Origin of the sequence: Rhizobium sp. CCGE 510, from assembly GCF_000292525.1 — a bacterium.
In the GTDB taxonomy this organism is placed as follows: domain Bacteria; phylum Pseudomonadota; class Alphaproteobacteria; order Rhizobiales; family Rhizobiaceae; genus Rhizobium.
In genome coordinates, this window is sequence record NZ_AEYF01000015.1 from 61,156 (window position 1) to 84,694 (window position 23,539).

At 59.2% G+C, this 23,539-nt stretch carries 22 protein-coding genes and 5 tRNA genes; 12 read left to right on the forward strand and 15 right to left on the reverse strand.

All coding sequences use genetic code 11. The features are described 5' to 3' along the window. Window positions 1-44 precede the first annotated feature (44 nt). Window positions 45-1,847, forward strand: coding sequence for a single-stranded-DNA-specific exonuclease RecJ (gene recJ, locus RCCGE510_RS07320; protein ID WP_007628619.1), 1,803 nt, complete (start codon window positions 45-47; stop codon window positions 1,845-1,847). Between the two features lie 45 nt (window positions 1,848-1,892). Here the strand turns inward: recJ and RCCGE510_RS07325 are convergent. From RCCGE510_RS07325 to gloA, 5 genes are all read right to left on the reverse strand, one after another. Then, window positions 1,893-1,967 (reverse strand) — tRNA-Glu (locus tag RCCGE510_RS07325). 303 nt (window positions 1,968-2,270) lie between these two features. Then, a tRNA-Glu gene (locus RCCGE510_RS07330) sits at window positions 2,271-2,345 on the reverse strand. Window positions 2,346-2,420: 75 nt separating this feature from the next. Next, window positions 2,421-2,495 (reverse strand) — tRNA-Glu (locus tag RCCGE510_RS07335). Window positions 2,496-2,692: 197 nt separating this feature from the next. Continuing rightward, on the reverse strand, window positions 2,693-3,757 hold the full coding sequence (locus tag RCCGE510_RS07340) for a D-Ala-D-Ala carboxypeptidase family metallohydrolase (protein WP_007628620.1): 1,065 nt from the start codon (window positions 3,755-3,757) through the stop codon (window positions 2,693-2,695). A gap of 165 nt (window positions 3,758-3,922) precedes the next feature. Continuing rightward, window positions 3,923-4,363 (reverse strand): lactoylglutathione lyase, encoded by a 441-nt coding sequence (gene gloA, locus RCCGE510_RS07345; protein ID WP_007628621.1) that lies wholly within the window; start codon window positions 4,361-4,363, stop codon window positions 3,923-3,925. Between the two features lie 195 nt (window positions 4,364-4,558). Here gloA and RCCGE510_RS07350 point away from each other — a divergent pair, with 195 nt between their 5' ends. Together RCCGE510_RS07350 and RCCGE510_RS07355 are read left to right on the forward strand one after the other, a co-directional pair. Then, window positions 4,559-5,137: a cold-shock protein gene (locus RCCGE510_RS07350; protein WP_007628623.1), complete on the forward strand. Its 579-nt coding sequence runs from the start codon at window positions 4,559-4,561 to the stop codon at window positions 5,135-5,137. A gap of 1 nt (window position 5,138) precedes the next feature. Next, window positions 5,139-5,627, forward strand: coding sequence for a DUF192 domain-containing protein (locus tag RCCGE510_RS07355; RefSeq protein WP_007628625.1), 489 nt, complete (start codon window positions 5,139-5,141; stop codon window positions 5,625-5,627). Between the two features lie 63 nt (window positions 5,628-5,690). Here the strand turns inward: RCCGE510_RS07355 and RCCGE510_RS07360 are convergent. Then, window positions 5,691-5,767, reverse strand: a tRNA-Pro gene (locus RCCGE510_RS07360). Between the two features lie 594 nt (window positions 5,768-6,361). On the opposite strand from RCCGE510_RS07360, the gene RCCGE510_RS07365 reads away from it, so the two are divergent. Beyond that, window positions 6,362-6,667: an ETC complex I subunit gene (locus RCCGE510_RS07365; RefSeq protein ID WP_007628630.1), complete on the forward strand. Its 306-nt coding sequence runs from the start codon at window positions 6,362-6,364 to the stop codon at window positions 6,665-6,667. A 57-nt stretch (window positions 6,668-6,724) separates the two neighbouring features. After that, window positions 6,725-6,801: transfer RNA gene (locus tag RCCGE510_RS07370), tRNA-Arg, on the forward strand. Window positions 6,802-7,376: 575 nt separating this feature from the next. Here the strand turns inward: RCCGE510_RS07370 and RCCGE510_RS07375 are convergent. The 3 genes from RCCGE510_RS07375 to RCCGE510_RS07385 form a co-directional block, all read right to left on the reverse strand. Then, a complete protein-coding gene (locus tag RCCGE510_RS07375; RefSeq protein WP_037078059.1) occupies window positions 7,377-9,596 on the reverse strand; it encodes a choice-of-anchor Q domain-containing protein in 2,220 nt (739 codons plus the stop codon). A 962-nt stretch (window positions 9,597-10,558) separates the two neighbouring features. After that, on the reverse strand, window positions 10,559-10,870 hold the full coding sequence (locus RCCGE510_RS07380; RefSeq protein ID WP_007628633.1) for a hypothetical protein: 312 nt from the start codon (window positions 10,868-10,870) through the stop codon (window positions 10,559-10,561). Between the two features lie 178 nt (window positions 10,871-11,048). After that, window positions 11,049-11,495 carry a DUF3597 domain-containing protein gene (locus RCCGE510_RS07385; protein WP_007628634.1) on the reverse strand — a complete coding sequence of 149 codons (447 nt, stop codon included), beginning with the start codon at window positions 11,493-11,495 and terminating at the stop codon, window positions 11,049-11,051. 505 nt (window positions 11,496-12,000) lie between these two features. Between RCCGE510_RS07385 and RCCGE510_RS07390 the strand changes: the two genes are divergently transcribed. Further along, entirely contained in the window at window positions 12,001-12,657 is a 657-nt protein-coding gene (locus tag RCCGE510_RS07390; protein WP_037078117.1) for a hypothetical protein, read from the forward strand. A 62-nt stretch (window positions 12,658-12,719) separates the two neighbouring features. Here the strand turns inward: RCCGE510_RS07390 and RCCGE510_RS07395 are convergent, their stop codons facing one another. The 4 genes from RCCGE510_RS07395 to RCCGE510_RS07410 all read right to left on the reverse strand — a co-directional run bounded on the left by RCCGE510_RS07395 (window position 12,720) and on the right by RCCGE510_RS07410 (window position 16,998). Continuing rightward, a complete protein-coding gene (locus RCCGE510_RS07395; protein ID WP_003579010.1) occupies window positions 12,720-13,493 on the reverse strand; it encodes an amino acid ABC transporter ATP-binding protein in 774 nt (257 codons plus the stop codon). An 18-nt stretch (window positions 13,494-13,511) separates the two neighbouring features. After that, window positions 13,512-14,666: an amino acid ABC transporter permease gene (locus RCCGE510_RS07400; RefSeq protein WP_007628637.1), complete on the reverse strand. Its 1,155-nt coding sequence runs from the start codon at window positions 14,664-14,666 to the stop codon at window positions 13,512-13,514. Window position 14,667: 1 nt separating this feature from the next. Further along, window positions 14,668-15,870, reverse strand: coding sequence for an amino acid ABC transporter permease (locus tag RCCGE510_RS07405; RefSeq protein WP_007628638.1), 1,203 nt, complete (start codon window positions 15,868-15,870; stop codon window positions 14,668-14,670). A 102-nt stretch (window positions 15,871-15,972) separates the two neighbouring features. Beyond that, window positions 15,973-16,998, reverse strand: coding sequence for an amino acid ABC transporter substrate-binding protein (locus tag RCCGE510_RS07410; RefSeq protein WP_007628639.1), 1,026 nt, complete (start codon window positions 16,996-16,998; stop codon window positions 15,973-15,975). 355 nt (window positions 16,999-17,353) lie between these two features. Here RCCGE510_RS07410 and RCCGE510_RS07415 point away from each other — a divergent pair, with 355 nt between their 5' ends. Further along, window positions 17,354-18,544 (forward strand): cystathionine beta-lyase, encoded by a 1,191-nt coding sequence (locus tag RCCGE510_RS07415; RefSeq protein ID WP_007628640.1) that lies wholly within the window; start codon window positions 17,354-17,356, stop codon window positions 18,542-18,544. 6 nt (window positions 18,545-18,550) lie between these two features. Here the strand turns inward: RCCGE510_RS07415 and RCCGE510_RS07420 are convergent, their stop codons facing one another. Next, a complete protein-coding gene (locus RCCGE510_RS07420; RefSeq protein WP_007628641.1) occupies window positions 18,551-19,705 on the reverse strand; it encodes an FAD-dependent monooxygenase in 1,155 nt (384 codons plus the stop codon). A 25-nt stretch (window positions 19,706-19,730) separates the two neighbouring features. Then, on the reverse strand, window positions 19,731-19,976 hold the full coding sequence (locus RCCGE510_RS07425; RefSeq protein WP_003539274.1) for a zinc-finger domain-containing protein: 246 nt from the start codon (window positions 19,974-19,976) through the stop codon (window positions 19,731-19,733). A gap of 170 nt (window positions 19,977-20,146) precedes the next feature. Here RCCGE510_RS07425 and RCCGE510_RS07430 point away from each other — a divergent pair, with 170 nt between their 5' ends. The 5 genes from RCCGE510_RS07430 (at window position 20,147) to clpS (ending at window position 23,536) form a co-directional block, all read left to right on the forward strand. Beyond that, a complete protein-coding gene (locus RCCGE510_RS07430) occupies window positions 20,147-20,932 on the forward strand; it encodes an alpha/beta fold hydrolase (RefSeq protein WP_007628642.1) in 786 nt (261 codons plus the stop codon). 139 nt (window positions 20,933-21,071) lie between these two features. Continuing rightward, window positions 21,072-21,905, forward strand: coding sequence for a serine O-acetyltransferase (cysE, locus tag RCCGE510_RS07435; RefSeq protein WP_007628647.1), 834 nt, complete (start codon window positions 21,072-21,074; stop codon window positions 21,903-21,905). Window positions 21,906-22,046: 141 nt separating this feature from the next. Next, window positions 22,047-22,250 carry a DUF3126 family protein gene (locus tag RCCGE510_RS07440; RefSeq protein ID WP_007628648.1) on the forward strand — a complete coding sequence of 68 codons (204 nt, stop codon included), beginning with the start codon at window positions 22,047-22,049 and terminating at the stop codon, window positions 22,248-22,250. A gap of 273 nt (window positions 22,251-22,523) precedes the next feature. Beyond that, on the forward strand, window positions 22,524-22,895 hold the full coding sequence (locus tag RCCGE510_RS07445) for a phasin family protein (RefSeq protein ID WP_007628649.1): 372 nt from the start codon (window positions 22,524-22,526) through the stop codon (window positions 22,893-22,895). A gap of 290 nt (window positions 22,896-23,185) precedes the next feature. Beyond that, window positions 23,186-23,536: an ATP-dependent Clp protease adapter ClpS gene (gene clpS, locus RCCGE510_RS07450; RefSeq protein ID WP_007628652.1), complete on the forward strand. Its 351-nt coding sequence runs from the start codon at window positions 23,186-23,188 to the stop codon at window positions 23,534-23,536. Window positions 23,537-23,539 lie beyond the last annotated feature (3 nt).

The window sequence follows — 23,539 nt, forward strand, 5'->3', positions numbered from 1 at the left end:
CGCTGCTTCTGTAGAAAGAGCAGATGAAGTCAGCGGAGTATGGCATGGCAGATCTCGTCGATCCGGTACAGCGCGCGTTTCTCGGCGTGGAGAAATCCGCGCTCGATAATCGCTGGGTCGCGCGGCTCGACCAGGCCGGGCAGAACCGGGCGCTCGCCATGTCGCAGATCCACGGTCTGCCGGATCTGATCGCCCGCGTGCTGGCCGGGCGCGGCGTGACGGTGGACGAGGCAGTCGAATTCCTCGATCCGACGATCCGCAGCCTGATGCCCGATCCCCATAAGCTGACCGATTGCGAAAAGGCGGCCACCCGCCTCCTGAGCGCCATCGACCGCGGCGAGAGCGTCGCGATCTTCGGCGACTACGACGTCGACGGCGCGGCCTCCTCGGCACTGATGTTTCGCTTCCTCAGCCATTTCGGCGTCAAGGCGAACATCTATATTCCCGATCGCGTCTTCGAAGGTTACGGCCCCAATCCGGCGGCGATCAACCAGTTGATCGACAATGGCGCCCGGCTGATCGTCACCGTCGATTGCGGCTCGACCAGTCACGAGGCGCTTACGGCCGCTGCCGCGCGCAATATTGATGTCGTCGTCATCGATCACCACCAGGTGACACATGAGCTGCCGCCCTGCCACGCGCTCGTCAACCCCAATCGCGAGGACGATCTCTCAGGGCAGGGGCATCTTTGCGCAGCCGGTGTGGTCTTCATGGTGCTGGTCGCGACGTTGAGGCTGCTGCGCGCCGCCGGCAATAAGCGCATCCTGGCGCTCGACCTCTTGCAATGGCTGGATATCGTCGCACTGGCGACGGTTTGCGATGTCGTGCCGCTGAAAGGTCTCAACCGCGCCTATGTGGTGAAGGGGCTGGTCGCTGCCCGCCACCAGAGCAATGCCGGGCTAGCGGCCCTCTTCCGCAAGGCCGGGCTCGCGGGCCCGGTGACCCCCTATCATTTCGGCTTCCTGATCGGCCCGCGCATCAATGCCGGCGGGCGGATCGGCGACGCGGCACTCGGAAGCCGGCTGCTGACGCTCGACGACGCCGGGGAGGCCGATGTGATCGCCCAACGCCTCGACGAGCTCAACCGCGAACGCCAGGCGATGGAGACCGTCATGCTGCAGGAGGCGGAAGCCGAGGCGCTCGCCGAATATGGCGACGGCGAGGGTGCCTCCGTCATCGTCACCGCCCATGACAAATGGCATCCGGGCATCGTCGGCCTGATTGCTGCACGGCTGAAGGAAAAATTCAAACGCCCCGCCTTTGCAATCGCCTTCGACCCCTCCGGCCGTGGCACTGGCTCGGGCCGCTCCATCAACGGCTTCGACATGGGCCGGATGGTGCGGGCCGCGGTCGATGAAGGGCTGCTCGTCAAGGGCGGCGGTCACGCGATGGCCGCCGGGCTGACGGTCGAGCGCGCCAATCTCGGCAGGCTGAGGACCTTCTTCACAGAGAAGGCCACAAAAACGGTGGCCGGTCTCGTCGCCAACGAGACGCTGAAGATCGACGGCGCGATCGGCGCCAGCGGCGCCACGCTCGAACTCATCGACCGCCTGGAGGCCGCCGGTCCCTATGGCTCCGGCCATGCACAGCCGCTCTTTGCCGTGCCGGCGCATCGTGTGCGCGATGCACGCCTGGTCGGCGAGAAACATGTGAAGGTGACGATGGAGGCAATGGACGGATCGCGGCTCGACGGCATCGCCTTCCGCGCCGCCGATACGCCACTTGGTAATCTTCTCCTCAACTCACGCGGCGCCAGCCTGCACGTGGTGGGTTCGCTGGGCGCCGAGCATTACCAAGGCGCCCGCCGCATCCAGCTGCGTGTCTGCGATGCTGCGCCGGCAAAATAGAATAGCCGCGCAAAAAGGTTGAAGATGAGGAATTCGGAGGGAAAGTGGTACGCCCTAGGGGAGTCGAACCCCTCTTTACAGAATGAGAATCTGTCGTCCTAACCGATAGACGAAGGGCGCTTCCTTCGTGGTGGCGCCCTTATAGTCAGCACCTTCAAAAGCCGCAAGCGCCAAGACGCGAAAAAATCATCGTTATCGCCGAATTTTTTGTGGCTGTGGAAAAACATATCTCAGGGTACGAAACTGGATCGACGACATGTTGGAAGACATTGATCTCGTGCCGCCGGCAACCAAGCTGGCCGATGTGGCGGGCCAGGTCGATGCTTACTTCGCCGCTGAGATAGTCTTCCTAAAAATGAATTGAACTCTCGGCGGTGCTCTGTCCCAAAGCAGGTCGCGCGCTGTAGGCGTTGTGACTGGATCTGGTACGCCCTAGGGGAGTCGAACCCCTCTTTACAGAATGAGAATCTGTCGTCCTAACCGATAGACGAAGGGCGCAGGCCGGCCCAGTTAAAATAGGACCACGCGCAGACTTCTGCAAGCGGATGCAATGGCTTCTATATGGAGAGAAAGTGGTACGCCCTAGGGGAGTCGAACCCCTCTTCCCAGAATGAAAATCTGGTGTCCTAACCGATAGACGAAGGGCGCTTCCTTCGTGGTGGCGCCCTTATAGTCAGGCGTTTTGAATCCCGCAAGCGCCAATTCGGATTTCTTTCAAAAAAATGACAGGAAATCTGAATGCGTTCGAAGAGCTGATTATTAAAGCTGAATCAATAGGCTGCCGGTTGTTTCTTTAACAAGAGGAGGCGGCGATTCCGTAACGTCATGCGAAAATTGCGCGGCCGTCAGATCGCTCTTGCGGTCGTCATCGGCGCGCGTTTGCCGCCGCAGCCCCAGTTCCAGTCGCGGCTTTTGCCGGTGTCGAGATGGACTGAATCGGTGTGGCAATAGGTGCCGACGCCGCCGCGGTTCGGCAGCGAGCGGATATAGGCGGCGATATCCCATTTCGTCACGCCGTCGATCTGGATGTCGGCCGCCTCGCAGCTCTTGTGCATCGATTCATCGGCGCCGCCGACGAGGCGGTTATGCTCTTCGTCGCGATAGCCTGATGTGACGATAACCGGCCGGCCGAAATGGCTTTCGACCGTCTTGATCACACTCAGCAGCTCAGGCTTGAAACAGCCGACCTCGACCTTGTCATTCTGGAGATGCAGCCCGTTCGGCCCGATACGCGTCATGCCGGGCAGGGCAGCCTTATGCAGCAAGCCGGAAAGGCTGCCGAGCAGGTTCTGCTTCGGCGCGCTGTAGAGCGCGTTCATCGTCGGGGCCGGACCGCCGTCTGTTGCCAACGATGCTGTTTGAACGGGCGCAGGCTGAGTGCTGCCATTCTGCGAGGATTGCTGCGGCAACACCGGCTCCGCCGGCTGTGCTGATGTAGGCGGCTGGCTGTAGACGCTGCTTCTTGCGGGTACTGCGCCTTGAACCGGCGCATAGGCCTGCGGCTGAATGACGGTTGACGTGCCATTGTTCTGCGGCCCCGGCTGATGATCCGAAAAGATGCTCATCGCCTGGGCGTTGATTCGGGTCGACTGCAGCACCAGCCCGCCGATATTGGCAGGCGCTGCCGTCGCCGGATCGGCCGGCGGGACGGCGGCATTCGGATCCTGAGCGACGACCTGGGGCGCGGCCTGAGCGCCGGAGACGTTGACGAGCCGGGGGTCCGAATACATTGAGCGTGGGGCATTTTTTGCAGGCGCTGCCTGAGCAAGCTGCGGTACTGCGGCTTGCGCTGGAACCGCTGCCGCAGAGTCGAGCGCCTTCTTGTCCGACGCGCAGCCGGATAGCGCCAGCACCGAGGTGGCGATCAGCAAAGCGCCCGTCAGGGGCATCCGCAGTTCGATATTACGCAAGCGACAGTCTCCAGTTGATGCGGAAAACGGGCGAAAACCGCCGTCTTCCGCTTCGAGTCATCGGGAGATTGCCTGCGGGGCCGGATCGCGGCAAGCGTCAAGGCGCCGGCCGGACCCGAAATCGCAAAAGCCGCAAGCCTCGCAAAAGCCTTGCGGCGAAAAGCCTTACCAGGCGCCGGTATTGCCCATCGAGGCCCAAGGTTCGGCGGCGGCAAGCGGGCTGCCCTTCTGCAGAATTTCGATCGAGATGCCGTCGGGCGAGCGCACGAAGGCCATGTTCCCATCGCGCGGCGGCCGATTGATGGTGATGCCGTTGTCCATCAGCTTCTGGCAGGTTGCGTAAATATCGTCGACCTCATAGGCGAGGTGGCCGAAATTGCGTCCTCCGCTATAATCTTCCGTGTCCCAGTTGTAGGTAAGCTCGAGGCAGGGGGTCTTTTCGCTGCGTGCACGGTCGAGATCATCGCGAGCGGCCAGGAAAACCAGGGTGAAGCGGCCCTTCTCGTTTTCGTGGCGGCGAATCTCCTCCAGCCCGAACAGCGTGGTGTAAAAAGCGAGCGAGGCGTCCAGGTCTTTGACTCGTACCATTGTATGGAGATAACGCATTCTATCTACTCCTTTATTGGGGCTGGTCTTTTTCGGCGAGCTGAGGTCAGCTTCGGGCAAGTCATGTTTGGAAAATGTGCAGTTGGGAATAACCGAAAACTAGGACTTGCGCTTATCCGTTACCAAGATGTTAATCTTGATTTCAAGAATCAGTTAACCGTAACAGTGTGACGCGTATTCGAGGGGCTGGCGACAATGGCTGATAGGATTTCATCGAACGAATACTCCGACCTCGACGAGCTATCGGGAGAGCCGGTCGATCTTGTTGAAATCACCGGCGTCGTCAAGTGGTTTGACGTCGCTAAGGGTTTCGGCTTCATCGTGCCCGACAACGGCATGCAGGATGTCCTCCTGCACGTGACCTGCCTGCGCCGCGACGGTTACCAGACGATCCTCGAGGGAACGCGCATCGTCGCCCTCATCCAGCGCCGCGAGCGCGGCTACCAGGCCTTCAAGATCCTTTCGATGGACCAGTCGACCGCGGTCCACCCTTCGCAACTGCCGCCGGTGCGCACCCATGTGCAGGTCACCGCGACGAGCGGGCTGGAACGTGCGCTGGTCAAGTGGTTCAACCGTACCAAGGGCTTCGGCTTCCTGACGCGCGGCGAGGGCACGGAAGACATCTTCGTGCACATGGAGACGCTCCGCCGCTTCGGCCTGACGGAGCTTCGTCCCGGCCAGGTGGTGCTCGTCCGCTTCGGCGACGGCGAAAAGGGCCTGATGGCCGCAGAAATCCATCCCGACGTTCCGAGCCCGGCCAGCCGGTCGCATTGATATGCGCGGTCTCATTCTTCTTCATGCGATCAGAAGCGCCATCCTGGCGCTTTTTTTCATGGTCGCCCTGCCGGCCTTGGCCGAGGAGGAGATGCGGTTCGACAAGGAGCCGCTGCTCATCCAGACCGCCGCGGGCAAGCTGCTCCATTTCACCGTCGAGATCGCCTCGACCCCTGATCAGCGCGCCTACGGCCTGATGTTTCGCAAGACGATGGCCGATGATGCCGGCATGATCTTCGATTTCGACGAACCGCGGCGCGTCACCATGTGGATGGAAAACACCACCCTGCCGCTCGACATGCTTTTTGCCGACGACACCGGCACGATCCGCCACATCAAGGAAAAGGCCGTGCCCTATTCGCGCGATATCATCGATTCGATGGGCAAGGTGAAATACGTCGTAGAACTCAATGCCGGCATCGTCGCCAAACTCGGGATCAAGCCGGGTGACAGGATCGTCAGCGCCACGACGACCCAGAAGGCGAAGTGACTGCGCGCGAGCATGCGAGCCGCGATGCCGCCGTCAAAGATCCAAAAATATCGGGAAATTGAATGGTCGGAGTGGAGAGATTCGAACTCCCGACCCTCTGGTCCCAAACCAGATGCGCTACCAGACTGCGCTACACTCCGTGCCGTGGCGGGGAGATACACGGTTCACTTCACCGTCGCAACCCATAAATCCAGCTCCGGCGGAAGTTTTCAATGTGATATGTGGATGCGTACAGGAAAATCTGGGATTGGCCGTTTATTCACCCTGCCGGGCGCAAACGGACGGTAGGGGCTGCCTCAGCCGCGTTCGAGCAGGCCGATATATTGGGCGTAGCTGATGGCAACGTAGAAGAAAGCCGTAATGCCAGCCCCGATCACAATGGCGTTGAACTCAGCCGAACGTCTCATCATGTGTGCAAATCCACTGAAATTGACTGAGCCGTAAATAGTCCCGAGGGCTGGCGGCGGCAATCAGATTGTGATCACAACATGAGACGACCGGTAATATTGCGCAACCTGCTGTCTGCCGATATCCTTGTATCCGAAGCATCGCCTCATCAACGCGATGGGGTCGACGCCGCGTCATAAACCGCCTTTTTTCTTGAAAAGCCAGGGATTCGCGGATAAGCAAAATTCATCTCTTCGCGTTATCTCTAGCGATGAAGCAAAAGCTCCGGCAACGGGGTTGAGACCATGAAAGGCGGGCGCTGCCCGCATAGTCGGAGACGCGCAGTCATGTCTGCCAAGATCTATCGTCCAGCCAAGACCGCCATGCAGTCCGGCAAGGCCAAGACCCATCTCTGGGTGCTTGAATTCGATCAGGAGTCGCCGCGCAAGATCGATCCGATGATGGGTTACACCTCCTCCGGCGATACGCGCCAGCAGGTTAAGCTCACCTTCGAATCGCAGGAACTGGCCGAAGCCTATGCCCGGGGCAACGGCATCGAATACCGGGTCATGGCGCCCAAGGATCCGGTCCGCCAGGTTGTCGCCTATCCGGATAATTTCCGCTATACCCGCACGCAGCCCTGGACGCATTGAGGTTTCTCGTCCAGAACTGCCGCATCCGGTCGCGCTCCGTAAACGCGACCGCCGGACGGCCCCTTAGCTCAGCTGGATAGAGCACCTGCCTTCTAAGCAGGTTGTCGCAGGTTCGATTCCTGCAGGGGTCGCCACAAATTCAGTGACTTGAAGCCGCCTGGTGAGCAGCCCGAAGGGTCTGGTCACCAGGCGCCCATTTAGACCGCCGTCCGGCCAATCGCGCGTACGGCCGCCGGACGGGCGTCCCTTAGCTAAGTTAGAATGATTGAGTCCGATGGCGCAGCTGCGAGGCCCCTTGCGCAACCGAACCATTACGGGCCTCCATCGTCTCACTGACCTGTGGGCTTGCTACCGCTCTCCAAGTTCGTCGACAATCAGCAGCTTGCGGTCGGCCAACTGCTTCTGGAAACGGAGGACACGCCGCTAAAGCATGCCGCGCAAAAATGTGCAGCGATCTTGCGGCAACGACATGCGTAAAACAAAGAATTGAAAGTGTAAGGAGCGAATCTGAAAGATTGCGACGCGTTTCAGACCTGTGCGGAATTATTGTCCGAACTGATCTCGCAATACGACGAATGAGGTGCCACCTTGGTCACCAGCACCTTTCGGTCGGCGAATGGACGGAGACTCAAAATCCGAGCGCCTGACCGGCGCTCGGATTGTCAGTACGGTTGTCGTGGCGATCGGACGACCGCCACAACGGGTATAATTACAGGAGAAAATCGCCTGCCCCCAGGTGGACGAGGCCCTTCAGCTGAACCTGGAAGTCCTGAACGCCGTCGCCGTTCAGGTCGCCCTGGATAACGGTAGCATCGCTCGCAGACCCAGCCTTGTCTTCATAGTGCCAAGTGAGCGCGCCAGCCTTGTGGTCGAAAGAGGCGTTCTCCTGTGCCAGCAAATGGAAGGCTCCATCGCCCTGCGCAGAGCCATTCGCATCTATCGCCGAGAAGTCCATCTTATCGACGCCTTTCTGGAAGTCGGTGATGACGTCGCGGTTCGAGCCGGACCCCATTTCCGCCAGTGCCTTGAAGGCAAACGTATCCGAGCTGGCGCCACCGGTCATGATGTCTTTTCCGGCCCCGCCTTGGATAACGTTGCTGCCGCTATTGCCGGTCAGCACGTCGTTGTAGCTTGAGCCAGTCAAGTTCTCGATGCTGATGAACTTGTCACCGGTGGCATACCCGCCCGATGCGGCCCCAGTTGCCAGGTTGACGTTGACCGCCCCGGTGGAGACCCCATAGGTGGCCGTGTCGCTGTCACTACCGCCGTCGAGCTTGTCCGCGCCGGCGCCGCCGTCCAGCTTGTCCGCGCCAGCCCCGCCAGTGAGAACGTTGCTGCCGTTATTGCCGCCGGTCAGTACGTCGTTGTAGCTGGAGCCAGTCAAGTTTTCGATGCCGACGATCTTGTCACCGGCTGCTTGCCCGCCCGATGCAGCTCCAGTCGCCAAGCTGACGTTGACCGCGCCGGAGCCCGCATAGCTGGCCGTATCGTTGCCGCTACCGCCGTCGAGCACGTCCGCGCCGGCCCCGCCCTTCAACACGTCACTGCCGCCGAGACCCTTGAAGGTTTCGTTGCCACCGTTGGACTGACCGGTGTGGGGCAGGATGTCATTGCCGTTGGTGCCAATGAATTCCTTCGTCGTCGGCGGGGTTGGCGTTGTCGGTTGCGTCGGCGTAGTTGGCGTTCCCGGTTGTGTCGGCGTGGTCGGCGTTCCCGGCTGCGTCGGCGTTCCCGGTGCCGAGCTGGAGCCTGATTCGTAGGCACCAATATCGACAGATCCGACGACGCGAGTGTGGCCGTCCAGATCGACCGAGCCGACGCCGTACTTGGTGGTTCCGCCGTCGATCGCCGACGAGCCGGAGCCAAGGTGGAAGTTGTCGCTTGCTGCCCCCGCGAATTTCGGGTCGACGCCGAGCTTGTTACCGTTCGCCGTGCTCGGCATCGCGTTGCCGCCGTCGGTCTTGACCGATGCCTGGCCGGCCGTGCCGTTGTAGGTGATGTTGTTGGCCCAGACGACGTTGTTGTTGGCGCCGCCGGTAGACGTGTTATCGATCGCAGTGTTGTTCTTGTTGACCGATGGATCCGCAACGGCAATGTTGTTGACCCAAGTGTTGTTGTTCGACGCCGAGTTGCTCAGCTCGCCGCGCCAGGTGCCGGTGTTCGCCGGGTCCTGATTGTTGTGGTATGCGGTGTTGTTCTGCACCGTGACGGAGTCGCTCCAGGTAACCTGGATGCCTTTGCCGCCGTTATCGTAGACGAGGTTGTTGTCAACCAGGGTCTTGAATGTGTAGTTCGGGTGACCGCTCGTCTGCGTGCTCTGGAAATCATCGATGATGATGCCGTTGCCATCCGTGTGCGCACCCGACTTCGTGACGTTGTCGTGCGAGACGTTGTTGCGAACGATCGTCCGGTAGCCGTCCGTCGAGGTATCGCCTGTAATGTTCCGGTTCTGGTAGATCGAGATCCCCGAGTACCAGCCCGATGACGCGTTATTGTAGGTCTCGTTCCCTTCGATGCGGATGAAGTCCGATTGGTTGAACTGAATGCCCGACTCCCCGCTGTCGTGGACAGTATTGTTGAGGATTTGGATGTGGTGGACGTTGTTCGCTTCGATGCCGTCGCCGGTGCCGCCTTTGATGTCGAAGCCGTTGATGACCACGTAATTGCCGTTGACACTGATCCCGGTGTACGAGCCCGCTGGTGGCCGGATCAGGGCTGCGCCGGGCACTTCCGAGCGCAGCGTGATGTTGCCAGCCGCCGAGCCGTCCTTGTCGATGTGAATACTCTCGTTGTAGGTCCCCGGCTTCACCACGACCTCGTCGCCTGGCTTAAGGTTCGACGCCATCGCGTCGCTGATCGTACGGAAAGGAGAGGAGGTACTGCCGTTACCGTTGCTGCTGCCAGTCGTCGCTACGTAGTATGTTGTCATGGTCTTGTTCCTCAACCCCTGCCCGTTAATATTTTAGGTTAATCCAGCGTTACGGCGGCAGGTTATAGGGCGACATTTTGGAGCGCGCAACAGCAACGCGACAGTAAGTGCTTGACAAGCATAGCCTTATTGCTGCCACATTATCTTAATCACTCCGATGTTACGTTTTGAAATATTTGCGGAATTTTGAGTCGCCCAAATTGGGGCAATATAAATGTCTCGTATTCCGAGAATTATTCTTTCTGCAACTACAGCGACATGCATCCATTGAAAACTTTAGGAAAACCTGATGGCGTGACTGGATTCCTCTCGCCAAAGGCGGAATAGTCATTTTTTTTGTGAATTTGGCAATTTTGGGCGGTCTCGCCCTGATAATTGGTACTGATCGAGATGGTAAGGGGGGCCTGACCGTCGAATCGGCTGCACCTCGAACGTCACAATCAGCCCCCGATCAAACGGATCGGCGATAAGGCAATGCCGTCATTTTCTCAGTCCGATACAGCGATCCCCAGCTACTCGGAACGCTGTTGCAGGCATGCCGCAAAGAACCGCCGACCACTCACTCGATGCCGGGCTGAACCACGGCCCAGTCATCTGCAGAGCGGGCGATCTCTTTGCATCGACCGTCAACATTGCAGCACGAATCGCAGCTCTCTCATCACCCGGTCAATTGCTCGCCAACCCATTGCAAAAGCGGCTGGCACGAGAGGTATCCGGGTGCGAGACCTCGGACCGGTGGCGCTTAGACCGGTGGCGGGGAAGTCCCTCTCCATGTAATCGAGCTTGCTCCGTCGACCGGCCCGGCTTGGATCAATCCGCCGTGCAAGATCCATGCAGCATATTCATTTCGGCCGCGGCTCGATCCGGAAACTCATCGGACTTGCGGGCAGGCGTAGTTGATAAGCCCCCCCGCAATACGGTGGGGCTTATACCTTCGAATTTCTATCGCGGATTGGCTCTTCTTAGCGATCCAAGAAATGCTCGAAGTATACATGGGGAATGGGATAGGCGTAGACGCCTCGGTCGACGAAGCCGCGTCTGGAGAGGCAGTTTCTGAGCGCCGCGTTGTAAAGCAGGCTTTGCGGATCCGGCGAGCCGCGCCTCAACGAGCCTGCCTCCGGCACGCACCACCGGAGCGCCTTGTCGTATCGAGCCAGGAGGACCGGGTCGGTATCGACCCGGATGCCTCTGTAGGATTGATAGTTTGAAGGGGATTCCGCGGCCGAAATACAGCCCAAGCTAAGCGCAACGCCGACGACTGCCATCAATCTCATTGGATTTCATTCTCCCCTGATCGATTATCGAAGTAATCGAGGGGAACGTTATTGGTTCCAATGCCTGCGGGCAAGGGGACTCACAGCCTCCGATCCGATCGGCGTGTGCCCCGGATTGCCGACGCTTCTGCGCCAGATGAGCATCTGTCGCGAAGCGCCGGCAGTTCTCGCTCATCGATTAATCGAGCAGATCGGCCGGTACTTTGCCGCCGTTTTCCGAAAGCCGCTTCATCAGCGCCTTGTGCAGCCACATATTCATTTTGGCGGAATCGCCACTGTCGCCGGTATAGCCGAGCTCGGTGGCGAGTTCCTTGCGCTCGGCCATGCTCGCATCCATCCCAACGGCTTTCATCAAGTCGACGATCGAGCGACGCCAATCGAGTTTCTGGCCGCTCTTTTTCACGGCCGCGTCCAGGATAGGGACGATATCGACTGTGGCTGTGGCGGCGGCTGTGGTTGAAGCCGGCTTGCTCGGAGCGGGAGAGGCTGCAGGTGCGGTACTGGGCGGTGGCGACGGCGAGACAGGAGCCTGCGCGGGCTGCGTCTTTGGCGCGCCTGATGCAACGGGTTCGGCTGCTTTCGCTTCTCCGAAGATTGCATGTTTGATCTTGTCGAAAATGCCCATTCTTGAACCTCCAGTTTCATTAGATGAGACCATGCTGAAACATGGACCTCCTGCCTGATATATCCAGAAGGAGGGGAAGTTATTTTTGGTCATCTCAATCGGTGGTGGAAAGTCAAATTCCAGGCAAGGTGCAGCGATCTTTTCGAAAACGCTGCAAATGGATCAATCGCATGCTGATCGCATCGAGTACCGAGCTTTGCTTGCCGGCACGCAAGGTTCCTGACGCAAGCGCCAAGCATATACGCAACCGGCGCTTCCGTCGCTGCACGACATGTTCGCTTTTGGCACAGTCAGTTTGTCGATTCACATTTCAATAACCGTGAAAGATCATTCCCTGCCACTGAGCCGACTTGCCGTGCAGGGGAGTGAAACATTCGTCAACCCTTCACGTTGCCTTGCCATGGACGTCTTGCAGGTTGCAGGCGTCCAGACGATCGAAGGCACGCGCGTTCCTCGATTTTCGATTGCCGGGCAGGTCGCTCGGCGAATGGAAACGGAGGAAGATATGACCGATAATCACAATAGACTATCCTTGGCAGTGCTTGCATCCACCTGCGCCCTGCTTGCCATGCCGACAAGCGATGCACACGCTATCGACGTCGGCGTATCGGTAAATGCCGGCAATGCCGTCAGCGCCGACGTCGGAGCATCGCTGGGCGGCGGTAATGGCGTCAACGCCGATGCCAATGCGTCCGTCGGCGGTTCGAGCGGCGTCAATGCCGATGCGACAGCCAATGCCGGCGGCGGCCGGAGCGTAGATGCCAATGTCAATGCCGGTGTCGGCGGCGGCAAAGGTCTCGACGCGAACGCCAATGCCAGGCTCGGCGGCGGGCGCGGCGTCAATGCCGATCTCAATGCACGCATCGGCGGTTCCGACGGGCTTGATACCGACGCCACGGCCTCGGTCAGACGCGGCAGCGGTGTCGATGCCGATCTTGCCATCGGCAGGGCAGGCGGCAGCAACAAACCCGCGGCTGAGGAGACCCTCAGTGCATCGCAGGCCCGCACTTTGGAGGCCTTCCGGGCGAGGCCGGTCAACGAACAGCGCAAGATGCTCGTTCGCTGCGCTGATATCTCATCGCCGGGCGGCGTTGCGTCAGGCGGCTCCGATTCCGGTCTTGCCGGTCTCTGCAGCCTATTGAAGGCGATAGCCTCGCGCTGAATACGAAAGACCCGCCGAGCCGGAGGGCGAGGCGGGTCTTTGAAAGGTATCAGTGCTTGAGCTTAGTGCAGGATCTGGCTGAGGAACAGCTTGGTGCGTTCGTGCTGCGGATTGTCGAAGAACTCGGCCGGCGAATTCTGCTCGACGATCTGGCCCTGGTCCATAAAGATGACCCGGTTGGCAACCTGGCGGGCAAAGCCCATTTCATGGGTGACGCAGAGCATGGTCATGCCTTCCTCGGCAAGACCCACCATGGTGTCGAGCACTTCCTTGATCATCTCAGGATCGAGCGCCGAGGTTGGTTCGTCGAACAGCATGATCTTCGGGTTCATGCACAGCGACCGGGCGATCGCCACACGCTGCTGCTGGCCGCCGGAAAGCTGGCCTGGATATTTGTTGGCCTGCTCGGGGATCTTGACGCGCTTCAGAAAGTGCATGGCGACCTCTTCCGCCTGCTTCTTCGGCATTTTGCGCACCCAGATCGGCGCCAAAGTGCAGTTTTCAAGGATCGTCAGGTGCGGGAAGAGGTTGAAGTGCTGGAACACCATGCCGACTTCGCGCCTGACCTCGTCAATCTTTTTCAGGTCGTTGGTGAGTTCGGTGCCGTCGACGATAATGCGGCCCTTCTGATGCTCTTCCAGGCGGTTGATGCAGCGGATCATCGTCGACTTGCCGGAACCCGACGGGCCGGCGATGACGATGCGCTCGCCGCGCATGACCTTGAGGTTGATGTCGCGCAGCACGTGGAAATCGCCGTACCACTTGTTCATATTGACGATATCGACCGCCACTTCCGTTGCGGAAACGGTGAGTTTTTTAGCTGGAGCTTCAGCCATGACTATATTCCCTCATTCTTATCGTTTGTGGCCGGTATCGAGATGGCGTTCCATGAAGCCTGAATAGCGCGACATGCCGAAGCAGAACAGCCAGAAGATGAAGCCCGCGAAGATCAGACCCGTGATCGGCGTGACCGCGCTCGCCCAGTTGGCATCGGAGAAGTTCAGTTTCACGATGCCGAGCAGATCGAACATGCCGATAATGGTGACCAGCGATGTGTCCTTGAACGTTCCGATGAAGGTGTTCACGATGCTCGGGATCACCAGCTTGATGGCTTGCGGCATGATGATCAGCCGGGTCTTCTGCCAATAGCCAAGGCCAAGCGAATCTGCGCCTTCGAACTGTCCCTTCGGGATCGCCTGAAGGCCGCCTCGGATGACTTCCGCCATATAGGCCGACGTGAAAATGGAAACACCGATCAGCGCCCGCAGGAGTTTGTCCACGTTCCAGCCCGTGGGAAGGAAAAGCGGCAGCATCACGCTTGCCATGAACAGAACGGTGATCAGCGGAACGCCTCGAATGACCTCGATGAAAGTAACGCAGAGCATGCGGATGACGGGCATCTTCGAGCGCCGTCCCAGCGCTAGCAGAATGCCGCAGGGTAAAGAAACGGCAATGCCGACAAAGGACAGGACGAGTGTCACCATCAACCCGCCCCAGAGCGGTGTGTCCACCACTTCGAGGCCGTACCCCCCGTGAAGAAGCCAGAAGGCGATGATCGGCAGGACGGCGAACAGAAGAATGGCGTTCAGGCCCTTGCGCGGTGCCGACGGGATAAGCATCGGAACCAGAAGCACAATGAAGAGGATCCCGACGATCGCCGGCCTCCAACGCTCACTGAGCGGATAGCGGCCGAAGATGAACTGATCGTACTTGGCGCTGATGAAGGCCCAGCATGCGCCACTCCAGCCGTCAGGCTGGATGCCGCCTTGGACCGTCGTCGCGCAGAATGTCCGGTCCGGCCCGAACCATACGGCCTGGATGAATAGCCAGTTGACGAGATGCGGCACGGCCCATGCGATCAGCGCAAGGGCCAGGATCGTCAGGATCACGTCTTTCGGGGTAGCAAGGAGATTACGGCGTATCCAGGCGCCGGCCCCTCTTTCTCCGCGTGGAGGCGGCTCGGCGGCGAGGATTGACGTTCTGACGAAGGGTTTATCGGTGATCGACATCTTATCTCTCCACCAGTGCCATCTTGGCATTGAACCAATTCATGAACAGCGACGTGAGAATGCTCAAGCTGAGATAGACGATGCCCCAGATGCAAACGATCTCGATTGCCTGACCGCTCTGGTTGAGGATCGTGCCGCCGACGGCAACGAGATCCGAAAAGCCGATCGCGATGGCGAGTGAGGAGTTCTTGGTCAGGTTCAAATACTGGCTGGTCAGCGGTGGGATGATGATGCGCAGCGCCTGTGGCACCACGACAAGTCTCGTGACGCTCGACGGATGCAGCCCCAGCGCGCCGGCTGCCTCGGATTGCCCCTTTGGAACGCCGCGAATGCCGCCGCGAACGATCTCGGCGATGAACGAGGCGGTATAAAAGGACAGAGCGAGAAACAGCGACATGAATTCGGGGCCGACGACGGAGCCGCCAGTCAGGTTAAACTTTCCAGCGACCGGAACGTCGAAGCTTAGCGGAAAGCCGGAGACAAGGAAGACCAGCAATGGCAAGCCGACGATCAGCGCGAGCGACGCCCATATCGTGTGGAAAGGCTGGCCGGTTGCAGCTTGGCGTTTATGGGCCCAGCGCGCCATGACGATAGCGACAACAATCCCGATCACCAGGGCGATACCGACCGCTATCATGCCTGTCTCGAAGATCGGCTTCGGGAAGGCTAGTCCTCTGTTATTGAGGAACATGTTGAATGGCAGACCCACCGACTCGCGCGGCTGTGGCAAGACGGAGAGAACGCCGAGATACCAGAAAAAGATGACGAGCAGCGGTGGAATGTTACGGAAGATTTCGACATAGACCGTGCAGAGCTTGGCAATCAGCCAGTTGTGCGACAGCCGGCCGATCCCGATCAGGAAGCCGATGATGGTCGCCGTGAATATGCCGGTCACCGCCACCAGCAAGGTATTCAGAATGCCGACGACAAGTGCGCGTGCATAAGTCGAGTCGCTCGAAAAGCTGATCAGTGACTGGCCGATTTCGAAACCTGCGCGACCGCGGAGAAAGCCGAAACCCGATGCCGTATTGCTACGGGCAAGGTTTACCGCCGTATTGTGGGCCACCCACCACACAAACACCACGAGAACAACGATCGTTAGAACCTGGAAAAATATGCTCCGGTATTTCGGGTCGTACATTGCCGACCGCAAAGTCCAGCCGGTGCCATGCAAAGGTGTCGTATCCACAGCCTCATGCGTCATGCCGCGCCAATCCCCTTGTGCCCGTTATCGGGCTTTCTTTTTGCTTTTTGGAAGATGGGAGGGCGGCTTGGCCGCCATCCCGGGTTTTATGCCAGAGTTCGATTAACGAACCGGCGGTGCGTATTGGATGCCGCCCTTGTTCCAGAGAGCATTCAAACCGCGTGCGATCTTGAGCGGGCTACCCTGGCCGATGTTGCGCTCGAAGATTTCGCCATAGTTACCGACGCCCTTGATGACGTTGTAGGCCCACTCATTGGTCAGGCCGAGATCGGTACCGATCTTGGTGTCGGCCTCGCTGCCGAGAAAGCGCTTGATGTCAGGATTCGGCGAGTTCTTCATCTCGTCGACATTTGCTTGGGTGATGCCGAACTCTTCGGCATTGATCAGCGCATAAGCCGTCCAGGAAACGATATCGAACCACTGATCGTCACCCTGACGGACGGCCGGGCCAAGCGGTTCCTTCGAGATGATCTCAGGAAGGATGATATGTTCGTCGGGATTCTTAAGTGTCAGACGCAGTGAATAAAGACCGGATTGGTCGGTCGTGTAAACGTCGCAACGACCGGCGTCGTAGGCCGCGTTGACCTCAGGAAGATTTTCGAAGACGACCGGATTGTACTGCAGATTGTTCGTCTTGAAGTAATCGGCGAGGTTCAGTTCCGTGGTCGTGCCCGACTGCACGCAGATTGCGGCGCCGGAGAGTTCGAGGGCCGACTTCACGTTCAGGCCCTTGCGTACCATGAAGCCCTGACCGTCATAATAGGTGACAGGACGGAAGTTGAAGCCGAGCGCTGTGTCGCGATTGATCGTCCAGGTCGTATTGCGCGAGAGAACGTCGATTTCGCCGGACTGCAGAGCCGTGAACCGCTCCTTCGCATTTGTCGGCGTGTACTTGACCTTGGTGGGGTCGCCGAAGACGGCCGAAGCGACGGCCTTGCAGAAGTCGACGTCGAAGCCAGCCCAATTGCCGGAAGCGTCAGGTGCGGCAAAGCCGGTAAGGCCGGTGTTGACGCCGCACTGAACGAAACCCTTAGCCTTTACATCGGTGAGTGTCGTGGCCGAGGCAGCCGAGGCGCCAAGAGCGAAAACTGCTGCGCCGAGAGCGGCGGACAGAAGCTTGTTCTTCATTTTTCCCAACCTTTTCCGTTGTCTTGTATTTTCTTGTGGGGAGTTCCGGCGGAAAAACCTGCCGCCCCCATTGTCCCGACACCCTCCCGGCGCGAGTACCCTATCACAGTCGCAAATGTCACCATGGTCAAGTGTCGCCATCAATAATTGCGGCGAAAATCAGATTTTTGGCAGATTGCGCCGCATTCGAGGGCGGTTGATTAGGAAATAGGCGTCCGATTGCGGAAAAATAACGCGAAATTCGGAAATTCCATCGTTTGAAACGTCGTTCGCAACCGATCGTCAAGGGTTGACCGGACACGGCAGGGCGTCCAAAAGTCTGTTTTCCAGCCCCTCGCCAAAGGCTATTTCCGAGATGAAAGACAAAGACAGCTTGCTGCAGAACGCCGGCATCAACACCCGCCTGACCCATATCGGCAACGATCCCTTCGACTATCACGGCTTCGTCAATCCGCCGGTCGTGCACGCCTCGACAGTGTTGTTCCCGAATGCGCGGACGATGGAGACGCGCTCGCAGAAATATACCTACGGAACGCGCGGCACCCCGACGACGGACGCGCTCTGCGAAGCTATCGACGCGCTCGAAGGCTCGGCTGGCACGATCCTCGTCCCCTCGGGCCTTGCGGCCGTCACCATTCCGTTCCTGGGGTTCGTCGCAGCCGGCGACCATGCGCTCGTCGTCGATTCGGTCTACGGCCCGACGCGCCATTTCTGCGACACGATGTTGAAGCGTCTTGGCGTCGAGGTGGAATATTACGATCCGGCGATCGGCGCCGGCATCGAAGGCCTGTTCCGGTCGAATACCAAGCTTGTTCACACCGAGGCTCCCGGCTCCAACACCTTTGAGATGCAGGATATTCCGGCAATTTCGGCGGTTGCGCATCGCCACGGCGCCGTCGTCATGATGGACAATACCTGGGCGACGCCGCTCTATTTCCGGCCACTCGACTACGGCGTCGACATCTCGATCCATGCATCGACGAAATATCCGTCCGGCCATTCCGATATCCTACTCGGAACGGTATCGGCCAATGCCGAACACTGGGAGCGGCTGAAGGAAGCAAACGGTGTGCTCGGTATCTGCGGCGCACCCGATGACGCCTACCAGATCCTGCGCGGATTGCGTACCATGGGCCTGCGCCTCGAGCGGCATTATGAAAGCGCGCTTGATATCGCAGAATGGCTGGAGGGCAGGGAGGACGTTGCCCGCGTGCTGCATCCGGCCTTGCCGAGTTTTCCCTCTCACGATCTCTGGAAGCGCGATTTCAAGGGCGCCAGCGGCATCTTTTCCTTCGTGCTTGCCGGGGATGGTCCCGAGAAATCTAGAGCGAAGGCGCATGCCTTCCTCGATGCACTGAGGATTTTCGGTCTCGGCTATTCCTGGGGCGGCTTTGAAAGCCTCGCCTTGCACGCTTATCTCAACGATCGAAAGGTCGCCAAGGCCCCGACCGATGGTGCGGTCATCCGCCTGCAGATTGGCCTCGAGGATGTGGTTGACCTCAAGGCCGATATCGAACGGGGTTTTGCCGCCGCAAGTGCCGTCTGAACCGCTTTATGGTAGGCGCAGAGCTCGATAGCCGTAGATCCAGTCGAGATCCGCCGCCAGGCTTTGCGGCGGCTTGAGGCCGAGCACGAGATCGCGGCCGATCCGGATCGGCCCTTTCGCATGATAGGCAAACCGATTGAAGGCGCCGCGCTGGCGAAGCTTCGCAATGCGTGGCGCTCGATGTCTTTCGAAGAGTAATAGGGCCTCCGCCACCGGGCGGTTGGAAAGAAACGCGGCAAGTTCGTAGGCGTCTTCGATCGCCATGGCCGCTCCCTGTGCGGCAAACGGCATCATCGCATGCGCGGCGTCGCCGATCAGCACCGTCTTGCGGCCGTCCTGCCACGTACCAGCGCTGGCCTCAAACAGCGGCCAGAAGGTCAGCGCCCGGTGTTGTTCGAGCAGCGAGACGATCGCGGCGTTCCAGCCGGAAAAGCGGGTCCTGAGCTCTGCACGCTGCTCGGCCTTCGGTTCGCTTTGCCAGGCCTGCGGGGCGCTATTGCCGGCGGTGATCGCCACCATGTTGAAGCTGCCGGTCTCCCTCAAGGGATAACAGACAAGATGCGCCGAGCCGCCGAGAAATGCCGAAACGCTTGTCGGGTCGAGGAAGCCGGGCGCCGCATCCGCGGCAATGGTAAAGCGGTAGGCGATATTGCCGGAAAAGCGCGGCGAGGGGCTGCCCGGAACCAATTGCCGGAGCTTCGACCAGACGCCGTCGGCGCCGATAACGACATCGGCGTCGCGCTCGAAAGGCGGCAGCGTCGCGTCCATCCGGACACCAAGGTGGAGCCGGCAGAGCGGATCGGCCTCGACCGCAGCCAAAAGCGCTTTCTGCAATGTGCTGCGATGCAGGACACCATAGGGTGCGCCCCAGCGTTGCCGCGCGAATTTGCCTGCTGGCACCGCTGCGAGCTGGCGCAGCGAACTGCCGGATATCAGCCGGATCGCCTCAGGCTCGAGCCAGGCCTTTGACAGCCCGTCAAGGATACCGAGCTCGGCAAGGATGTGGGAGGCGTTCGGCGAAACCTGCAATCCGGCGCCGATCTCGGCAAGTTCGCCTGCCTGCTCGAAGATGTCAGAGCTGATACCCCGGCGCGAAAGCGAAAGCGCGGCGGTCAGTCCTGAAATCCCGGCGCCGATGATGGCGGCATGTTCGATCGGCATTTTCCGTCCGATCCGTCTCGGCGGGTTAGGCCGCCTTCACGTGGAAAACGCAGCCCGCCGGATTGGTCTGGCTGGGCTTGAGCGCCGAATTGAAGCGATAGAGAGTCGAGCAGTAGGAACAGACCTTCTCGTTGTCGTCGCCCATGTCGATGAAGATATGCGGATGGTCGAACGGGGCCGAAGCGCCGGTGCACATGAACTCCTTGACGCCGACTTCGATAACCCGGTGACCGCCGTCGTTCTGGAAATGGGGAATGTTGTGGCCGGCCATGTCGCTCTCCGAATGCTTTGAAATGTGCGCGGACCTTATAAGCCTTCGCCGCAAATGTGTAGAGCCAAAGCGCCGCGCCAGACACAGTTTTCAGCCACGGTTTTTAGGCGCAGTTTTTGACTTCACGATGAAAGACCGCTCGACTATGGTCGCGCCAAAAGGAAGACCTGATGAACCTGAATACGCCCGCATTTTCAAGCTTCACCCATGACGGATTGCAGCTCGCCTTCTTTGATGAGGGCGACCCGGCCGGCGTGCCCGTTCTGTTGATCCACGGTTTTGCTTCGACCGCAAACGTCAACTGGGTGCATCCGGGCTGGCTGAAAACGCTTGGCGATGCCGGCTATCGGGTGATCGCCATCGACAATCGCGGCCACGGCGCAAGCGACAAACCGCACGATGCCGAAGCCTATCGCCCATGGGTGATGGCCGGCGATGCGATCGCGCTGCTGGACCATCTCGGCATTCCGCAAGCCAATGTCATGGGCTATTCGATGGGCGCGCGCATTTCCGTCTTTGCCGCCCTTGCCAATCCGCATCGCGTCCGCTCGATGGTGCTCGGCGGCCTCGGCATCGGCATGACCGACGGCGTCGGCGACTGGGACCCGATCGCCGACGCGCTGCTGGCTCCCTCACTGGAAGACGTGACACATGCCCGCGGCCGCATGTTCCGCGCCTTCGCCGACCAGACAAAGAGTGACCGCGTCGCCCTTGCCGACTGCATCCGCGGCTCGCGCGATCTCGTCGCCCGCTTGGATATCGCCAGGCTCGACACACCGACGCTGATCGGCGTCGGCACCAGGGATGACATTGCCGGCTCGCCGCAGGAATTGGCGGCGCTGATGCCCAACGCCGAAGCGCTCGACATTCCGGGCCGCGATCATATGCTCGCTGTCGGCGACAGGGTTTTCAAGCAGGCGGTACTGGCTTTCTATGCAAAGGTCGCCAAGGGGTAACGCTGCGAGTGACATCATCGTGATGCTGAAAAACCATGCTAAAAAACCATGGCGACGGCACCCATTTATGTTATTGGCGTTTTCCCCTATATATTGGCATTCCGAAAACGGTATCCGGCTGGCAACGAGGAGAGCGGCGATGGTCGCAAAGACTGACATTCGTGCTTTTGAGACAGGCCATCCGTTGAAGGTAATGGATCCCATCTGGGATAGCCTGCGCGAGGAAGCTAGGCTCGCCGCCGAAAGGGACCCGGTTCTTGCCGCCTTCCTCTACGCGACAGTGATCAACCACCGTTCGCTCGAGGAATGTGTCATCCACCGCATCTGCGAACGTCTCGATCATCCCGACATGCAGGCGACCCTGCTTCGCCAGACCTTCGAGGAAATGCTCCTCGACTGGCCGGAATGGAGCACCATCCTGCGTGTCGATATCCAGGCCATCTACGACCGCGATCCCGCTTGCCTGCGCTTCATGGAAGCAGTGCTCTATTTCAAGGGCTTCCATGCGCTGCAGACCCACCGTCTCGCTCATTGGCTGCTGAACCGCGGCCGTCGTGATTTCGCGCTCTATCTGCAGAGCCGCTCTTCCAGCGTCTTCCAGACCGACATCAATCCAGCCGCTCGTATCGGCAAAGGCATTTTCCTCGATCACGCCACCGGCCTCGTCGTCGGCGAGACGGCGGTTATCGGCGACAATGTCTCGATCCTGCATGGCGTCACGCTCGGCGGCACCGGCAAAGAGGGCGCCGACCGCCATCCGAAGATCGGCAGCGGCGTCATGATCGGCGCCGGCGCAAAGATCCTCGGCAATATCGAGATCGGTTTCTGCTCACGCGTCGCCGCTGGCTCCGTCGTGTTGAAGGCAGTTCCGCCCAAGAAGACGGTCGCCGGCGTGCCGGCCAAGGTCGTCGGCGAAGCCGGTTGTTCCGAGCCGTCGCGCAATATGGACCAGGTGATCGGCGCCGATATCTGAGCGGCGGCCGGAGAAAAGGATCGGGAAAAATCGGCGGAAACCGGGCGGGGACAGAAATTGCCATGTGGCAACCTTGCCTTTACACCGCTGCTTTTCCTGTGCAAGAAGCGGCCAATCAAGACCGTTTACGGAGATGACAGAGTGAAGCCTGAAGAAATCAAGAAGCTCGACGCCTATTTCAAACGCACGCTCAACCCGCAGGTCGTCGTCAAGGCACGTCCGCGCAAGGATGATTCTGCGGAGGTCTATCTCGGCGACGAATTTCTGGGTCTCGTCTATGTCGATGACGAGGACGGCGACCGCTCCTACAACTTTTCGATGGCGATCCTCGACGTCGATCTCTGATCGTGTTCGAACGCTTTCAAAGGACCGAACGGCGCGATCCGTTCGGTCCTTTTTGTTTTTTGGCTGCAGAGCCAAAATTAATTTTAAAGCTTCCGGTTGCGATGATCTGATATATATTAGCAAAATCAGTTAAAGACGTACGTGCCCCGGCGCGCATCCTTTGTTTTATTATTGGCGCACAACCTGCGAGGGTGCTGCGCTGCACAAGACTACTTGACTATTTGTGCACTGCAGCTACCCTGCCGCGATCCCACAGCCCAACGGAGGACGGTCATGTTCAACTTTGACGATGCAAACAGGAAGAGCAAGGAAGCCGTCGATACGGCGCTGAGAACCTACTCCGACACGACCAGGGGCTTCCAGGCGATTGCCGCCGAAGCCACGGACTATTCGAAGAAATCCTTTCAGGACGCGGTGACGCATTTCGAAACCCTGGCTGGCGTCAAAAGCTTCGAGGCCGCTTTCGAACTGCAGAGCAACTACGTCAAGGCATATTTCGAAGGCTTCGTCTCCGAGACGACGAAGCTTAGCGAGATGTATGCCGATCTGGCCAAATCCGCTTACAAGCCCTATGAAGCGCCGATCGCCGCTGCCGTCGCCAAGACCACCAAGCCGTCGCCGATTTCGACGCCCGCTGCTGCATGAACTGATTCTGCAGGCGCAACCTGCGCTACATATTGAAAAATGAGGACCGGCTACGCATCTGTGGCCGGTCTTTTTGTTTCCACTTTCGCCGCAACGCCTCCATGGATCGGCCGGGGACTTTTTTGGTTTTTCCCGTGCATCCCGGCCATTTCTTGATTGCAGTGACTGACAGGGGGCTTAAAATCGGCCTATTATGAACTAAGTTAGTGTTTCAGATATTCGGCGGGAAAAGCACCCTCCCATGCTTCGCCGGATTGCTTGAGGCCGGATTGCTTGAGGAATGAATGACAATGATCGCAAAGCCGATCCGGATGCAGAATGACGGCGAAAGGAACGGGGAGAACGGAAATCGAACCTCGGTCATCACACGCACCAAGCCGAAGACCAAGAAGCCCAATCTCTACCGCGTGCTGCTTTTGAATGATGACTACACTCCCATGGAATTCGTCATCCATATTCTGGAGCGTTTTTTTCAAAAGGATCGTGAAAGTGCCACCCGCATTATGCTCCATGTCCACAACCACGGCGTCGGCGAATGCGGAATATTCACATACGAGGTAGCGGAAACGAAGGTCAGCCAGGTGATGGACTTCGCCCGGCAGCACCAGCACCCGCTGCAATGCGTCATGGAAAAGAAGTGAGGA

What these genes read in the sequence shown, in the direction of transcription:
- RCCGE510_RS07375 (WP_037078059.1), bottom strand. Translation starts at nt 9,596, where the DNA reads ATGACAACATACTACGTAGCGACGACTGGCAGCAGCAACGGTAACGGC.
- RCCGE510_RS07395 (WP_003579010.1), bottom strand. Translation starts at nt 13,493, where the DNA reads ATGGCTGAAGCTCCAGCTAAAAAACTCACCGTTTCCGCAACGGAAGTG.
- RCCGE510_RS07410 (WP_007628639.1), bottom strand. Translation starts at nt 16,998, where the DNA reads ATGAAGAACAAGCTTCTGTCCGCCGCTCTCGGCGCAGCAGTTTTCGCT.
- recJ (WP_007628619.1), top strand. Translation starts at nt 45, where the DNA reads ATGGCAGATCTCGTCGATCCGGTACAGCGCGCGTTTCTCGGCGTGGAG.
- RCCGE510_RS07430 (WP_007628642.1), top strand. Translation starts at nt 20,147, where the DNA reads ATGAACCTGAATACGCCCGCATTTTCAAGCTTCACCCATGACGGATTG.
- RCCGE510_RS07390 (WP_037078117.1), top strand. Translation starts at nt 12,001, where the DNA reads ATGACCGATAATCACAATAGACTATCCTTGGCAGTGCTTGCATCCACC.
- RCCGE510_RS07355 (WP_007628625.1), top strand. Translation starts at nt 5,139, where the DNA reads ATGCGCGGTCTCATTCTTCTTCATGCGATCAGAAGCGCCATCCTGGCG.
- cysE (WP_007628647.1), top strand. Translation starts at nt 21,072, where the DNA reads ATGGTCGCAAAGACTGACATTCGTGCTTTTGAGACAGGCCATCCGTTG.
- clpS (WP_007628652.1), top strand. Translation starts at nt 23,186, where the DNA reads ATGATCGCAAAGCCGATCCGGATGCAGAATGACGGCGAAAGGAACGGG.
- RCCGE510_RS07405 (WP_007628638.1), bottom strand. Translation starts at nt 15,870, where the DNA reads ATGACGCATGAGGCTGTGGATACGACACCTTTGCATGGCACCGGCTGG.
- gloA (WP_007628621.1), bottom strand. Translation starts at nt 4,363, where the DNA reads ATGCGTTATCTCCATACAATGGTACGAGTCAAAGACCTGGACGCCTCG.
- RCCGE510_RS07425 (WP_003539274.1), bottom strand. Translation starts at nt 19,976, where the DNA reads ATGGCCGGCCACAACATTCCCCATTTCCAGAACGACGGCGGTCACCGG.
- RCCGE510_RS07400 (WP_007628637.1), bottom strand. Translation starts at nt 14,666, where the DNA reads ATGTCGATCACCGATAAACCCTTCGTCAGAACGTCAATCCTCGCCGCC.
- RCCGE510_RS07420 (WP_007628641.1), bottom strand. Translation starts at nt 19,705, where the DNA reads ATGCCGATCGAACATGCCGCCATCATCGGCGCCGGGATTTCAGGACTG.
- RCCGE510_RS07350 (WP_007628623.1), top strand. Translation starts at nt 4,559, where the DNA reads ATGGCTGATAGGATTTCATCGAACGAATACTCCGACCTCGACGAGCTA.
- RCCGE510_RS07445 (WP_007628649.1), top strand. Translation starts at nt 22,524, where the DNA reads ATGTTCAACTTTGACGATGCAAACAGGAAGAGCAAGGAAGCCGTCGAT.
- RCCGE510_RS07385 (WP_007628634.1), bottom strand. Translation starts at nt 11,495, where the DNA reads ATGGGCATTTTCGACAAGATCAAACATGCAATCTTCGGAGAAGCGAAA.
- RCCGE510_RS07365 (WP_007628630.1), top strand. Translation starts at nt 6,362, where the DNA reads ATGTCTGCCAAGATCTATCGTCCAGCCAAGACCGCCATGCAGTCCGGC.
- RCCGE510_RS07415 (WP_007628640.1), top strand. Translation starts at nt 17,354, where the DNA reads ATGAAAGACAAAGACAGCTTGCTGCAGAACGCCGGCATCAACACCCGC.
- RCCGE510_RS07380 (WP_007628633.1), bottom strand. Translation starts at nt 10,870, where the DNA reads ATGAGATTGATGGCAGTCGTCGGCGTTGCGCTTAGCTTGGGCTGTATT.